17 protein-coding genes are annotated in these 14,002 nt (G+C 68.7%); 11 read left to right on the top strand and 6 right to left on the bottom strand.

Annotation, left to right across the window (positions count from 1 at the left end; genetic code table 11):
- Nucleotides 1–45 precede the first annotated feature (45 nt).
- Together ACWDUN_RS25810 and ACWDUN_RS25805 are read left to right on the top strand one after the other, a co-directional pair.
- Nucleotides 46–744 (top strand): TMEM165/GDT1 family protein, encoded by a 699-nt coding sequence (locus ACWDUN_RS25810; RefSeq protein WP_449933155.1) that lies wholly within the window; start codon nt 46–48, stop codon nt 742–744.
- 431 nt (nt 745–1,175) lie between these two features.
- Nucleotides 1,176–1,574, top strand: coding sequence for a transcriptional regulator (locus ACWDUN_RS25805; protein ID WP_449933153.1), 399 nt, complete (start codon nt 1,176–1,178; stop codon nt 1,572–1,574).
- Between the two features lie 72 nt (nt 1,575–1,646).
- Here ACWDUN_RS25805 and ACWDUN_RS25800 read toward each other — a convergent pair whose 3' ends face one another.
- The 3 genes from ACWDUN_RS25800 to ACWDUN_RS25790 all read right to left on the bottom strand — a co-directional run bounded on the left by ACWDUN_RS25800 (nt 1,647) and on the right by ACWDUN_RS25790 (nt 4,272).
- Nucleotides 1,647–2,795, bottom strand: a complete 1,149-nt coding sequence (locus tag ACWDUN_RS25800) for a hypothetical protein (protein ID WP_449933151.1) — start codon at nt 2,793–2,795, stop codon at nt 1,647–1,649.
- Nucleotides 2,792–3,283, bottom strand: a complete 492-nt coding sequence (locus tag ACWDUN_RS25795; protein ID WP_449933149.1) for a DUF955 domain-containing protein — start codon at nt 3,281–3,283, stop codon at nt 2,792–2,794. Before ACWDUN_RS25795 ends, ACWDUN_RS25800 begins: the two co-directional genes overlap by 4 nt.
- A 62-nt stretch (nt 3,284–3,345) precedes the next feature.
- Nucleotides 3,346–4,272, bottom strand: coding sequence for a hypothetical protein (locus ACWDUN_RS25790; RefSeq protein WP_449933148.1), 927 nt, complete (start codon nt 4,270–4,272; stop codon nt 3,346–3,348).
- 256 nt (nt 4,273–4,528) lie between these two features.
- On the opposite strand from ACWDUN_RS25790, the gene ACWDUN_RS25785 reads away from it, so the two are divergent.
- The 6 genes from ACWDUN_RS25785 to rraA all read left to right on the top strand — a co-directional run bounded on the left by ACWDUN_RS25785 (nt 4,529) and on the right by rraA (nt 8,479).
- A complete protein-coding gene (locus ACWDUN_RS25785; protein WP_449933146.1) occupies nt 4,529–5,197 on the top strand; it encodes a DUF6474 family protein in 669 nt (222 codons plus the stop codon).
- The gene (locus ACWDUN_RS25780; protein WP_449933144.1) at nt 5,197–5,721 is read left to right on the top strand and encodes a copper resistance CopC family protein; all 525 of its coding nucleotides are present in this window, start codon (nt 5,197–5,199) and stop codon (nt 5,719–5,721) included. The genes ACWDUN_RS25785 and ACWDUN_RS25780 overlap by 1 nt, the downstream gene beginning before the upstream one ends.
- Nucleotides 5,697–6,638 carry a CopD family protein gene (locus tag ACWDUN_RS25775; RefSeq protein WP_449933143.1) on the top strand — a complete coding sequence of 314 codons (942 nt, stop codon included), beginning with the start codon at nt 5,697–5,699 and terminating at the stop codon, nt 6,636–6,638. The genes ACWDUN_RS25780 and ACWDUN_RS25775 overlap by 25 nt, the downstream gene beginning before the upstream one ends.
- Before the next feature lie 80 nt (nt 6,639–6,718).
- On the top strand, nt 6,719–7,192 hold the full coding sequence (locus ACWDUN_RS25770) for a hypothetical protein (RefSeq protein WP_449933141.1): 474 nt from the start codon (nt 6,719–6,721) through the stop codon (nt 7,190–7,192).
- Between the two features lie 46 nt (nt 7,193–7,238).
- Complete coding sequence (locus ACWDUN_RS25765) at nt 7,239–7,994, top strand: MerR family transcriptional regulator (protein WP_449933139.1); 756 nt, start codon at nt 7,239–7,241, stop codon at nt 7,992–7,994.
- Nucleotides 7,991–8,479 (top strand): ribonuclease E activity regulator RraA, encoded by a 489-nt coding sequence (gene rraA / locus ACWDUN_RS25760; protein WP_449933137.1) that lies wholly within the window; start codon nt 7,991–7,993, stop codon nt 8,477–8,479. The genes ACWDUN_RS25765 and rraA overlap by 4 nt, the downstream gene beginning before the upstream one ends.
- An 80-nt stretch (nt 8,480–8,559) precedes the next feature.
- Here rraA and ACWDUN_RS25755 read toward each other — a convergent pair whose 3' ends face one another.
- Nucleotides 8,560–10,029 (bottom strand): flavin-containing monooxygenase, encoded by a 1,470-nt coding sequence (locus ACWDUN_RS25755; protein WP_449933135.1) that lies wholly within the window; start codon nt 10,027–10,029, stop codon nt 8,560–8,562.
- A gap of 77 nt (nt 10,030–10,106) precedes the next feature.
- Here ACWDUN_RS25755 and ACWDUN_RS25750 point away from each other — a divergent pair, with 77 nt between their 5' ends.
- The 3 genes from ACWDUN_RS25750 to ACWDUN_RS25740 are packed head-to-tail and all read left to right on the top strand — an operon-like array spanning nt 10,107 to nt 12,316.
- Complete coding sequence (locus ACWDUN_RS25750) at nt 10,107–10,739, top strand: TetR/AcrR family transcriptional regulator (RefSeq protein WP_449933133.1); 633 nt, start codon at nt 10,107–10,109, stop codon at nt 10,737–10,739.
- 24 nt (nt 10,740–10,763) lie between these two features.
- Entirely contained in the window at nt 10,764–11,969 is a 1,206-nt protein-coding gene (dinB, locus tag ACWDUN_RS25745; protein ID WP_449933130.1) for a DNA polymerase IV, read from the top strand.
- Between the two features lie 56 nt (nt 11,970–12,025).
- Nucleotides 12,026–12,316, top strand: a complete 291-nt coding sequence (locus ACWDUN_RS25740) for a YiaA/YiaB family inner membrane protein (RefSeq protein ID WP_449933128.1) — start codon at nt 12,026–12,028, stop codon at nt 12,314–12,316.
- Here ACWDUN_RS25740 and ACWDUN_RS25735 read toward each other — a convergent pair.
- Both ACWDUN_RS25735 and ACWDUN_RS25730 read right to left on the bottom strand, forming a co-directional pair.
- A complete protein-coding gene (locus ACWDUN_RS25735; protein ID WP_449933254.1) occupies nt 12,305–13,315 on the bottom strand; it encodes a PHP domain-containing protein in 1,011 nt (336 codons plus the stop codon). The genes ACWDUN_RS25740 and ACWDUN_RS25735 overlap by 12 nt on opposite strands.
- A gap of 38 nt (nt 13,316–13,353) precedes the next feature.
- Nucleotides 13,354–13,920 (bottom strand): TIGR03086 family metal-binding protein, encoded by a 567-nt coding sequence (locus ACWDUN_RS25730; RefSeq protein ID WP_449933252.1) that lies wholly within the window; start codon nt 13,918–13,920, stop codon nt 13,354–13,356.
- Nucleotides 13,921–14,002: the final 82 nt, after the last annotated feature.

The following is a 14,002-nucleotide window of genomic DNA, read 5'->3' as shown; positions in this document are numbered from 1 at the left end:
CTGCGTCGCGCACGCAGACCGCCGGCGACGTGTCGAAAGGTCGCCATGCTCAGTGCCGCACTCATCAGCCTCGGAGTCGTGTTCATCGCCGAACTCGGCGACAAGTCACAGCTGATCACCATGACCTACGCATTGCGCCACCGGTGGTGGGTGGTGCTGTCCGGGGTCGGCATCGCCGCGTTCCTGGTGCACGGCCTGTCGGTCACCATCGGCCACTTCCTCGGCCTCACCCTGCCCGAGCGCCCCATCGCCTTCGCCGCCGCGGTGGCCTTCCTGCTGTTCGCCGTCTGGACGTGGCGCGAAGGCCGCACGGGCGACGACGACGAAGAGGTCAAGGTCGCCGAGCCCCGCTTCATCCTGTTCGCCGTCGTGTCCTCCTTCGTGCTGGCCGAATTGGGCGACAAGACCATGCTGGCGACTGTCGCGCTGGCCAGCGACCATCACTGGGCCGGCGTCTGGCTCGGCGCCACCGCGGGCATGGTGCTGGCCGACGGCGCGGCCATCGCCGCGGGCGTGCTGCTGCACCGCCGACTGCCCGAGCAGTTCCTACACGCCATGGCCAGCGTGCTGTTTGCCGTGTTCGGGCTGTGGCTGCTGTTCGACGCCGCGCTGCAGATGCGGACCGTGGCGCTGATCGTCACGGCCTCCGTCGCGCTCGCGGCCATCGCGTTCGGGCTGTACCGGCTGCGCCTCTCCCGCCGGACCGCGGCGGCCCGACGCCCCGCGCAGCAAAACCAGCCGTGACGATGCGGCCGGGAACCGGCCGCGTCACCCGCCTCGTGCTGGGCGAACGCCAGCAATTATGTTGCAGAGCGAAGGGCAAGCGATGTCTACCCGCGCGTGACTTCGCCCGCGCGACCAGCAGATCCTGCTCGGATCTTTGCTGCGTGACGCCTGTGCACAGCCGATCAGCTATGAGGTCAACTTGACAACATGTCAAGATCGGTAGGTCCGGGCAAAACAGCGCGTCCGTTATTTTCTACTTCGCCAGCTCACACCGTCGGGTCCGGTTTGTGAGGTTGACATGCAGCTACACCCCCTCGCGCGCCACCCCAAGTGAAGGTAGTGTTAGTTTTCAGTGGTTTGCACTTGGTTGTGGCGACAACTCTCGCTACGATGATCAGCAAATACGACGCTCGCGCAGATCGCTCGTAAGCTAAGTGGAGGAAAGTTAGATGAGCAAGACGTTCGCCGCCCGACTGAACCGCCTCTTCGACACGGTTTACCCTCCGGGGCGGGGCCCGCATACGTCGGCTGAGGTAATCGGCGCCCTCAAGGCCGAGGGTGTCACCATGTCGGCTCCCTACCTCTCCCAGCTGCGCTCCGGCAACCGTACGAACCCGTCGACCACCACCATGACGGCGCTCGCCAACTTCTTCCGGATCAAGCCCGCGTACTTCACCGATGACGAGTATTACGAGAAGCTCGACAAGGAACTGACCTGGCTGGCCAACATGCGCGACGAGGGTGTGCGCCGCATCGCCGCCCGCACCGTCGGCCTGTCGCCGGAGTCCCAGCAGGATCTGGTGCAGAAGGTCGACGAGCTCCGTCGCCGGGAGAACCTCGACAGCTAGGTCCCTCCACTGGGTCGTCTGCAGAAACGGTGCCGCAGCGCGTGAGCGCGCGGCACCGTTTTGCGTGGACGGTCAGGTGTTGTGGACGAGGCCGCGGTACTGCTCGGCGATCGCCAGGATCCACTCGCGGTCGGAGAACGTCGTCGGCTGGCGCAGCCAGTTCAACCCCGGGAACGATTCGTGCGCGTCCGACGTCGGCTCGTCGCGGCCGTCGTAGATCCAGGTGGCGATGCCGCGGGCCTGTTCATCGGCCGGTACTGGCGGTGAGTCCAGATCCGCGATATCGGAAATGTTCAACGACTGATCGGGTTCTCGCGTGCCGGCGCCGGCATCCACGGCTCGACGACGCAGCCCCTCGGCCGCGATGGCCTCCAGATACAGCGAGTCGGAGATCAGCGACATCTGTTCGGCGACCCGGAACAACAGCGGTCCACGGGGCCGCACCCCGATACCGACGTCGGGATGGCGTTCGTTGAGTTCGGCCAGCAGCGGCGCGATCACGCGCATCTCCCGACGTGCGCCGAACCAGTCCTCGACGCTCGGCAGCAACGACCCGCCCGCCACCACCGCCATCGCGCACCCCAACAACGTCGCCGCCGCACCGACCCCGAGGACGTCGGTGTTACCCACCGCTCTGAGCAGGAAGAACGCGCTGGCGAGCACCATCAGCACCATGCCGATGCTGAAGACGAACAGCGCCCGGCCGCGACGGGTGCGGTTGGAGTGCCGCACCCCGGCCCAGGCCACCAGGGTGAGCGCCAGCAGCACATAGAGCATCGGCAGCAGCCAGGCCGACGAGCCGCCGGGAGCCAGGTGCCGACGCAGATACTCCTCCGGTGCCATCTCGGTCTCCTGCGGCCGGCGGAAGAAGTCCACCAGGGTCGCGACGGCGATACCGGCGGCGAAGACGTACTGCGCGATCGCGATACGCCGGATCGCCGTCGGTTTGCGGTCCGAGGCGACCGTCGTGATCATCACGCAACTGCCCGCGGCGCAGGCGATCAACGCGACCTGACTCAGCGCGACCGAGATGTTCGGCCAGCGCAACGCGGTGTCGATGAGCAGCGTCAGCGGCTGCCAGTTGAGGGCGGCGACGATACCGAGACTCCCCAGCGCGAGGATCATCGCGGTGCTCACCAGAGATTGTTTGTTGACCAGCGCCCAGCCGATACGCAGGCCGGTCGCCAGGCCGAGAAGACCGGCGATCACCCAGACGGTCAACCAAACGCCTCCCCGAGCCGCACCTGCACGATCGACGAACGATCCGAGGGCAACCGGCCGAGACGGTAGATGAGCAGGGCCGCGAAATCCTCGGCCTCCTGCTCGGCCTCCTCGCCCGCCGGGCCCATGCAGCCGGTCCGCTGGTTGAGCATGTACCCGATCAGATCCGACCCCGCGAGCTCGGTGACCTCGCGGGCCGCCTCGACGACCGGTGTGCCCGCGTGACCGAGCACCAGGTGGCCGAGCTCATGGGCCAGGGTGCGGTCCCAGGCCGGCAGGCCCTTCTGGATCAGGAAGACATCATGGTCGCCGTATTGCCGCCACTGCCCGCACACGCCGGGCGGAAGATCGGCCATCTTGATCTGGATCGGACGTCCCTGATCCTCGGCGACCGCCTCGACCAGCCGCGGCAGGGTGACCTCACCCCGTCGTGGGGCGAGGTCCAGTACGGAACTCACGGCGCGGGTGACGCGACGACTGGCGGGCATACTGTCCCCTTTCCGACCCTTCCACTATGGCGCTGACGTTCGCTGCACACGAGGCAAACCGGTCAACTCACGAACCGTCCGGACATACCCGATCGGACGGCCAGACCTGCGCGGGTCTGCCGGTAACCGATCAGTCCGCCGGCGCCGGTGAGCAGCATGATGCCCGTTGCTCCGGGCACCGCGATGGCGGCGACCTCGGACATCGTGGCGGTGCGCAGATGTTCGCCATAACCGGCCCGGAACGAGGTCGGCACGGCGTCTGCGGCGGGCGGGGCCGTCGGCTTCTCGGCAGGCGGCGTGCCCCGGGTTATCGCAGGCGTGCGCACGGCGGCCGGTGCCCGTGGTGCGGCGGCGACGCCGGACGTCCCGGCACCGAGACCGGTGACCGGCGCGGGCGCGAACACCGGCGCAGGCAGTGCCGGTAACACCGGCACGGCGGGAGGCTGCGGGGGAACGAGAATTGCGGGAATCTCGGGGGTTTCCGGGATCGCCGCACTCGGTACGCCGAGTCCCGGTCCGATGCCGGACCGTCCCGCCGCGGGGGCCATTCCGTCGTACCCGCCACCGGTGCCCGACGACGGGATCGGCGAGTCCGGCGGGCTCGGCCACCACCACCCGCACTCCTCGTCCTCGTCGTCCTCTTTGCCGTCCTCTTCGCCTTCTCCGCCGTCGACCTCGGCATCCGGTGCGTCTTCGCCCGGATCGGGCTCCGGCGCCTCGGCAGCCCCGTCATCGATGGCGTCGGGAAGTTTGCTGTCGTCGATTTCGGCGGGCTCCTCGACGGGCGCTTCCGGTACCTGCGTCGCGACATCGCGGTCCGATGGTGCGGTGGCCTCGCGCGGGCGGACGGACCCGCCCTGGGCGCCGGGCCGCGCCGGCTTTTTCACGGTCGGGCCTGCGCCTGTCCCGTCGGAACGGTCGCTACCGTTGTCCGGCGCGGCGAGTGCGACGGCACCACAGGCACCGCCGACCAGAAGGCCCGATGACATGAGGCAGGCTGCTGCGGCGACCCGCATGCGCGCACCCACGTCGTCCCCACCCCTTCACGGCGTCATCCTGCTGATCTCCACCCTTGTCGAGAATTGTCGCACACCGGCGTCGGATCGTTTGCTGTAGCCGATAATCGGCCTTGGGCCAAGGGCACCGACAGTGGTATCGGGTGTGGAGCGATAGGGTTGGCCGCAACGGTGGCATGAGCCATGCCGTCCGCCATCACATCGACGAAATGACCGGGAGGCACCGCCGATGGCCTTGTTCACGCGACGCAAGAGCCGGGCGGTCCGGCGCGCCGAGGCCCGGGCGATCAGGACCGCCGCATCGAAGAAGGCGAAGCTGGAGGCCAAGCTCGCCGCCAAGAACGATGTGCGCCGCGCCAAGGCGGACCGCAAGGCGGCGGCCCGTGCACTGCAGGCGCAGCTGCGGGCCCAGCACGACAGCGACCGCACGGCGCTGAAGGTGGCCGAGATGCAGCTCAGGGCCGCCAGAGAGGGCAAGGTGCTGTCCCCGCTGCGGATCCGCCGCGTCCTGACCGTCTCCCGACTGCTGGTTCCGGTGCTGGTGCCGCTGGCCTACCGCGGGGCGGTGGCCGCGCGCGGACTGCTCGACCAGCGCCGGGCCGATCAGCTCGGCGTGCCGTTGAGCCAGGTGGGCCAGTTCTCCGGGCACGGCGCCGTGCTGTCCGCGCGGATATCCGGCGCCGAGCAGGCGGTGCGGCGGGTGGCCGAGAAGAAGCCGAAGGATGCCGAGACGCGGTCGTTCGTCACCGCCGTCGAGGACCGGTTGACCGATCTGGCAGCGGCCGTCACCGCCGCCGAGAACATGCCGTCGGCCCGGCGCCGCGCGGCGCACGCGGCCATCGGGGATCAGCTCGACGGTATCGACGCCGACATCCTGGCGCGGCTCGGTCTGCCCTGATGCGGTTCTCTACGTTCCTGGCCGCGGTGCTGGCCGCGCTGCTGGCGGTGCTGGGCACCAGCGGTGCCGGTGCGGTCTTCGCGCACGCCACCCTGCTGTCCTCCGATCCGGCACCGGGCGCCGCCCTCGCCGAGGCACCGGCCACGGTGAGTGCGACGTTCAGCGAGGATCTACAGACCGTTTTCGCGGCGATGACGGTGGTGGGCCCCGACGGCAATCTCTGGTCGACCGGTGAGGCGCGCGTGCGCGGACCGGTCGCCGAGGTGGATCTGCGCCCGCTCGGTCCGGCGGGTACCTATACGGCCAATTATCGGGTGACATCGGCCGATGGCCACGTCATCAGCGGTTCGTGGTCCTTCGAACTCACCGTCGCCCGCACCGGCACGCCGGGACCGCCGGTCGATGGACCCCCACCCGCGGCGGCACCGGACACCGACACCGGGTTGCCGGTGTGGCCGTTCGTCGTCGGCGCGGTCGTGCTGATCGGCGCCGGAGTGTGGTGGAGCCGACGCCGGCGCACGTGATCCACGCCCGGCGTATCGCGCTGGGCGTGCTGGTCGTGGTGGTCGGCGTCGCGCTCGCCTGGGCGCTGGCCCGACCGCAACTCTCCCTGCCGATCACGCTGACCCGGGTGACCGCCGACGCGGCCGCGGTGGTGGTGCTGGGTCTGGCGGTACTACCTCAGCTCGATATCGCGCGGTATCGCGCGGAACTGACCGAACGCAGTTCATCGGCGCTGGCGGTGGCGGCGTGGGTGTGGCTGACCGCCGAGCTGGTCCGGTTGATCACCGCCGCGGCGGCCACGGCCGACGTCCGGGTTCTCGATCTGGGTGCGCGCACAACGGTGCAGTACGCCCTTGCCACCGTCGCGGGTCGTGCCGACCTGATCTGTCTGGTGGCCGCGCTGATCGTCGGCGCGGCCGCCGTCACGGTCCGCGGTGCTGCGGTGTCGTGGGTGATCGCCGGTGTCGCGGCGCTGGGAACCGCGGCCCGCACGCTGGCGGGTCATCTGTCCGACAGTGCGCTGGGCGGTATCGCGGTGACCTTGCACGCCCTGGCGGCGGCGCTGTGGTGCGGTGCGCTGGCCGCCCTGGTGCTGACCGTCGCGCACCGCGGTCAGTGGTCGCGCGTGCTGCCGCGGTTCTCGGTGCTGTCGCTGTGGTGTGTGGTGGTGTTGCTGGTGGGCGGGACGGTCAGCGCCGCGGTGACGGTCGGGTCCCCCGCCGCGCTGCTGGGCACCGGCTACGGGCGGCTGCTGCTGGCCAAGGTGGTCGTCACGATCGCGTTGATCGCGCTGGCCTGGCAGAACCGGTCGCACTGGCTGCCCTCGGCCCGGGCCCACCGGGTGACCGCGCAGGTATCGGCGCGCCGCTCCGATACCGAACTGGCGCTGATGGTGGTGGCGCTGACGCTGGCCGCGGCCCTGGCGGTGTCCGGTTAGCCCGGATCGACTCCTGGCATGATGGGTCATTGGCGCAACGACTCGTGACGACGCGGAACAGCATCGCAAAGGAGCAGATCATGGCCGACGAGCAGGACCTTCCCGAGCAGAAGGCCCCGGCCGAGCCCCCACCGCCGGCGCCGCCGGTGAAGAAGGCCCCGGCGGCCAAGAAGGCCGCGCCCGCGAAGGCCACCCCGGTGAAGAAGGCGGCGCCCGCCAAGAAGGCGGCAGCCAAGAAGGCCGCTCCCGCGAAGAAGGCCCCGGCCAAGAAGGCCGCTCCGGCGAAGGAGACCCCGCCGCCGAGCGCCGCTGCGCCGATCACCGCAGAGCCGACCGCCACCGATCAGGCCGAGCCGACCGCCATCGCCAAGGAAGCCGCCAAAGAGGTTGCGGCTCAGGCAAAGTCCACCATCGCCGAGGCGGTGCCGTCGCCCGCCGCGATACCGGCCGTCGGACCGGATCAGTCCCGGCTGCCGCTGGCCGCGGCGCTCGCGGTCGGACTGCTCGCCGTCGTGGTGGTGCTGCTGACGCGTCGGGGATCGACGCCGGACTGATTTCGGCCTTGACCCTGACGCGACGTCAGGCGCGATAGTCGACTCCATGGACGAGAGGACTGTCGGCAGCGTCGCCGCCCTGACCGGGGTGTCGGTACGCACCCTGCACCACTATGACCACATCGGTCTGGTGGCGCCCAGCGTGCGCACGCCGGCGGGTTACCGCGGTTACACCGATGCCGATGTCGAACGCCTGCACATGGTGTTGGTGTACCGCGCGGCCGGGCTTGCCCTCGAGGAGATCCGCGTCCTGCTCGACGACCCCGAGGTCGACGAGCTGACCAGGTTGCAGCGTCAGCACGCCCTGCTGCTCGAGCGTGCCGAGGGGCTGCAGCGCACCATCAAGGCAGTGGAGGAACTCATGGACGCACACCGCAGCGGCATCCAGCTGTCCGCGGAGGAACAGGTGGAGATCTTCGGGACCACCGCTTTCGGCGAGGAGTACGCCGTCGAGGCGCAGCGGCGCTGGGGTGAGACCGAGCAGTGGAAGCAGTCGCAGCAGCGCGCGGCGAAGTTGACCAAACAGGATTGGATCGACCTCAAGGCCGAGGGCGACGCCTTGCTCCAGGACCTGGCCGCGGCCAAACGTGCCGGTGTCCAACCCGGCTCCGCGCAGGCCGACGCACTTGCCGCACGCCACCGCGCATCGATCGAACGGTTCTACACCTGCGGTGGCGAGATGCACCGCAACCTGGTCGAGATGTATGTGGCCGATGCGCGGTTCACGGCGTACTACGACGATGTCGAACCCGGGTTGGCCCAATTCGTGCACGATGTCGTGATCGCTAGTCTCATGGAATGACCGTCCAACCCCGCGCGACCGCCGATCTGGTCGACGAGATCTACCCCGATGTCCGCAGCTGTGATCTGCAGTTGCGCAATTACGGTGCCCGCGAGGCCTTTGCCGGCCCGATCACCACGGTGCGCTGCTTCCAGGACAACGCGCTGCTGAAGTCCATCCTGTCGACACCGGGCGACGGCGGCGTGCTGGTCGTCGACGGCAGCGGATCCCTGCACACGGCGCTGGTCGGCGACATCATCGCCGGACTGGCCGCCGAGAACGGTTGGGCCGGTGTCATCGTGCACGGCGCCGTGCGCGATGCGGCCGCGCTGCGCACCATCGACGTCGGCATCAAGGCGTTGGGCACCAATCCGCGCAAGGGCACCAAAACCGGTGCCGGACAACGTGATGTGCCGGTCAATTTCGGTGGTGTGACGTTCGTGCCCGGGGAGATCGCCTACAGCGACGAGGACGGGATCGTGGTCGTCGCCGGAGGCGACGCATAGGCCCCGTGGCTTCCTAGCGCGAGCAGACGCAAACTGCCCCGAAACCGTGCGGTTTCGGGGCAGTTTGTGTCTTTTCGCGGTCAGGCCGTGACGGCCGCCCGGTGCTTGCTGAACAGCAGCGACTCCTCGTCGACCTTGCCGTACCGGATGGTGCGCAGGTCGATGAAGTAGTTCTGCTTGAGCCGCCAGGGCGCCTCCGAACCCGACTTGGGCAGGCTGTCCATGGCACGCCGGAAGTAGCCCGGGGTGAAGTCCATGAACGGCTCTTCCTTGACCGCGGCACCGGGGTGCTGCGGTTCGACGCGGTCGAATCCGTTGTCGTCCATGTAGTTCAGCACCCGGCAGATGAACTCCGAGACCAGGTCGGCCTTGAGCGTCCAGGATGCGTTGGTGTAGCCGAAGGTGATCGCCATGTTCGGCACGCCCGAGAGCATGAGCCCCTTGTAGGTCATCGACTTGGTCAGGGCGATCGGCTCCCCGTTGCGCAGCGCCTCGGCGCCGCCGAACAGCTGCATGTTCAAACCGGTTGCGGTGATGATGATGTCGGCATCCAGGTGGTCACCCGATGTCAGTGCGATACCCGTCTCGTCGAACCGGTCGATGGTGTCGGTGACGACATCGGCTTTCCCGGAGCGGATCGACTTGAACAGATCACCGTTGGGCGCCAGACAGACTCGCTCATCCCACGGGTTGTAGCGGGGGCTGAAATGCTTGTCGTAGTCGAAGTCCTTGGGCAGCCGCCGGGTGGCCATCTGGCGCAGGGCCCGCTTGAACACCGCCGGGAAGCGGCGGGCGACCTGATACTGGCCGGTGGCGTAACCGATGGCCTTCCAACGGTTCACGAAATGCGCGAGGTGCTTGGGCAGGTACTTGTTGGCCTTGGCGGCGACCGCATCCTCCAGGGGCAGCGCGCCGATGTAGGTGGGCGAACGCTGCAGCATGGTCACGTGGCCCGCGCCGCCGTCGACGAGCGACGGGATCAGCGTGACGGCGGTGGCACCGGACCCGATGACGACGATCTTCTTGCCGGCGTAGTCCAGGTCCTCGGGCCAGTGCTGCGGGTGGACGATCTGACCCGTGAAGTCCTCGGCCCCCGCGAAGATCGGGCTGTAGCCCTCGTCGTAGTTGTAGTAGCCGCTGCAGACCGACAGGAAGGACGCGGTGATCTGCTTTTCCTCACCGCCGGTCTCGACCGTCAGCGTCCACTTGTTGTCGGCATCGGACCAGTCCGCGGCGGTGACCTTGTGGCCGGTGCGGATGTGCTTGTCGATGCCGTTCTCGACGGCGGCCTCGTTGATGTAGTTCCAGATCGAGGCGCCGTCGGCGATCGACCGCGACGAGGTCCACGGCTTGAACCGGAAGCCCAGGGTGAACATGTCGGAGTCCGACCGGATGCCGGGGTACTTGAACAGGTCCCAGGTGCCACCGATGTTCTCCCGGCGCTCCAGGATCACGTAGCTCTTGGACGGGCAGCGGTCCTGCAGATGCCACGCGGTGCTGATACCGGAGATGCCGGCACCGACGATCACGACGTCGAAGTGTTCGTTCATGGGACCGACGGTATCAACATGGTGTTGAGCCCGTCAACGGTGTGTTGAGAAAGTCGACACGGTGTTAAGCTGGGGCCGTGACCACCGCCAGCCCCAGTCGCGGCCGCCGTGCCGCACGACCCTCCGGGGACGAGCGGCAGCAGGCGATCCTGGACACCGCTTCCCGGCTGATCCAGCAGCGATCCTTCGCCGACATCTCCGTCGACGACCTGGCCAAGGGCGCGGGCATCTCCCGACCGACCTTCTACTTCTATTTCGCCTCCAAGGAGGCGGTGCTGCTGTCGCTGATGGATCCGCTGATCAAGCGCGCGGACACCGGCTTCGACAACGCCATGGACTCCATGCCCGCCGAACCGCACGAGGCGATCCGGCGCGGTATCGAGATCTTCTTCAGTTCGTTCGGCTCGCATCCGGCCACCGCGCGGGCCGGCGCCGAGGCGGTCAGCAGTAGCCCCGAGTTCCGCGAGATCTGGGCCGGTCTGATGCAGAAGTGGATCGGGCTGACCGCGGCGTTGATCAACGCCGAGCGGCAGCGCGGCGCGGCACCGGAGACGCTGCCCGCGCTGGACCTGGCCACCTCGCTGAACCTGATGAACGAGAAGATGATGATGGCCACGCTCGCCGATGATCGGCCGTCGGTGGAGCACGGCCGGGTCGTCGACACCCTCACCCACATCTGGCTGACCAGCATCTACGGCACCGCGCCCTGATCTGTCGGACCCGGATGCGAACATATGTTCGTGTCCGGTGCGGCCCATATCCTGCACGCCGATCTCGACTCGTTCTACGCCTCGGTCGAGCAGCGTGACGATCCCGCGCTGCGCGGACGGCCGGTCATCGTCGGCGGCGGCGTCGTGCTGGCCGCCAGTTATGAGGCCAAGGCCTACGGCGTGCGTACCGCGATGGGTGGGCATCAGGCCCGACGGCTGTGCCCACACGTCGTCGTGGTGCCGCCGCGGATGCGCGCCTACTCCGAGGCCAGCCGCGCGGTATTCGAGGTCTTCCGCGACACCACCCCACTGGTCGAACCGCTGTCGGTGGACGAGGCGTTCCTCGATGTCGGTGGTCTCGGCCGGGTGTCCGGAACCCCCGTGCAGATCGGCGCCCGGCTGCGCGAGCGCATCCGGGTGGACGTCGGCCTGCCCATCACGGTCGGCATCGCACGCACCAAGTTCCTGGCCAAGGTCGCCAGCCAGGAGGCCAAACCCGACGGCCTGCTGCTGGTGCCACCGGACCGGGAGCTGGCGTTCCTGCATCCGCTGCCGGTGCGCCGGCTCTGGGGCGTCGGCGCAAAGACCGCCGAGAAGCTGCGCACGCACGGCATCCACACCGTGGCCGATGTCGCCGAACTGAGCGAGACCTCGCTGGGCGCGATGGTCGGGGCCGGGATGGGCCGCCAGCTGTTCGCGCTGGCCCACAACATCGATCGCCGCCGCGTCGTCACCGGGACGCGCCGGCGCTCGGTCGGCGCGCAGCGCGCGCTGGGGAGAGCGGGCAGCGGCATGTCCGACGCCGAGATCGACGCCGTGGTGGTCAATCTCGTCGACCGGATCACCGGGCGCATGCGCGCGGCCGGACGCACCGGTCGCACCGTCGTGCTGCGCCTGCGGTTCGACGATTTCGCGCGCGTGACGCGCTCGCACACCATGCCGCGCGCCACCGCCGCGACCGACCCGGTGCTCGCCGCGGCCCGCGACCTGGTGACCGGCGCCGCGCCACTGATCGCCGAGCGTGGCCTGACGCTGATCGGTTTCGCGGTATCCAATATCGATCGCGACGGGGCGGCCCAGCTGGAGTTGCCGTTCACCGGCCCGTCGGATCCGCTGGCGCTGGATGCGGCGGTCGACGAGGTACGGCAGCGATTCGGAAAGGGCTCGGTGACCCGCGGTGTGCTGCTGGGCCGGGACCCGGGATTGGAGATGCCCATGCTGCCCGACTGAGGAGATTGAGTAGTTCCACCCATCCGCTCGGCCCCGGATCCCGGCAGGCTGCTGTCATGAACACCTTCACCGACACGGCCAAGGTCACCGCCGCCTTCGCGCTGCAGGCCACGATCGCCTTCGGCGTCAGCTTCATCGGGGTCCTGGCCGGCATCACCTGTCTGCCGCTCGACATCTGGCAACGCCTGTTCCTGGGGATGTCCGTGCTGTTCCTGGTCACCAGCGCGTTCACCCTCGCCAAGGTGATCCGCGATCAGCAGGAATCGGCCAGCGTGCACGCCCGCATCGACGAGGCGCGGATGGAACGGCTCATCGCCGAACACAATCCGTTCAGCTCAACGAGCTGATGCCCACTCCAGCAGCCGATCCGCCGACCAGCTGTTGACGATGCGTTCCAGTGGCACCTCGGCGTCCAGTGCGCGCTGGGCGCCGTAGCCGAGGAAGTCGAGCTGCCCCGGCGCGTGCGCGTCGGTGTCGATGGAGAAGTCACACCCCATCTCTCGTGCCAACTCCAGCAGCCTGGTGGGTGGATCGCGGCGTTCGGGACGCGAATTGATCTCCACCGCAACGCCGTTGTCCCGGCAGGCGGCAAACACCTTTTCGGCGTCGAACGTCGACTCGGGCCGGATCCCGCGGTTGCCCGCCACCAATCGGCCGGTGCAGTGGCCCAGGATGTTCGCCTGTCCCCCACTGACTGCGCGGACCATCCGCCGCGTCATCGACGGGGCATCCATCTTCAGTTTCGAGTGCACGCTGGCGACCACGATGTCGAGGCGCTCGAGCAGTTCGGGCTCCTGGTCCAAGGTGCCGTCGTCGAGGATGTCCACCTCGATCCCGGTGAGGATGCGCAACGTGGGCGAGAACTGTTCGCGCAGTTCGTCGATGACGTCGAGTTGCTGACGTAGCCGTTCCGGGGACAGGCCGTTGGCCACCGTCAGGCGGGGGGAATGATCGGTCAGCGCGCAGTATTCGTGCCCGAGTTCGGCTGCGCATGCCATCATCTCGGCAATCGGCGCGGATCCGTCCGACCAGTTCGAATGCAGGTGCAGGTCACCCTTGAGGGCGGCACGGACCTCGCCGCCGCCGAGGTCGGCGGCGGTCTCGCGCAACTCGACCAGGGTGTCGGGTTCGCGGCCCGCCCAGGCCTGGGCGATCACCTTCGCGGTCTTGGGACCGATACCCGGCAGCGTCTGCCAGCTGTTGGTTTTGCCGATCTTCTCGCGATGCTCCGGCGTCATCGCCTCGACCACGTCGGCGGCGTTGCGATATGCCATCACCCGCCGGGAATCCTCGCGGGCGCGGTCCTTGTAGTACGCGATCCGGCGCAGCGCGGCCACCGGGTCCATGCGGTCCATGGTTCAAGTGTGCCCGTGCCGCCGCCCGGTCACACACCGTCCCATGTGGGGTCTCGGCCGCTCAACGCCAGCGCCCGCACGAAGTCGCCGGCGTCGTCGACGACCGGCACCGGTGCACCGAAGAGCCCCTCCACCGGGCCATCGGCAGTGAAGGCGGTCAGGTGCTCCAGCAATATCGACGCGGTGTGGTCATCGACGGCGTAGGTCTGCCCGGTGGCGACCGCAACATCCCAGCCGTGCACCACCACCTCGGTCAGGGCCACCAGCCCGCACACCTCACCCGGCAGGTCGACCGCCCCCACCCGTGTCATCCCCTGCCACGCCTGCGGCGCCCGCCACGCCTCGGCCAGTGCGGAGAGCCGGGCCGGATAGTCGTCGCGCCACCCATCCTCGAGGCGGTATCCGCCCGCACCGGGTGGACGGTCGGTCAACTCGCCCAGGTTCTTGGCCGCCGCGGCGCCGAAGGCCGAGGCCAGTTCGCCCAGATGCGCCACCAACTCGCACACGGACAGTTCCGCACATGGCGTCGGACTGTCCAACTGATCGTCGCGGACGCCCCCGAGTACCGCGGCGGTGCGTGCGCTCACCGTTGTCATATCGATCACGGACATACCGACCGGCGCCGCGCACGGATCTCATCGCACCCGATCGCGCGTCGTATGCCGGAATTCGTGGACC

Source organism: Mycobacterium sp. NPDC003323 (assembly GCF_053589535.1).
Note: the sequence above shows the minus strand (reverse complement) of the source record. Positions and strands in the feature narration are given on the sequence as shown.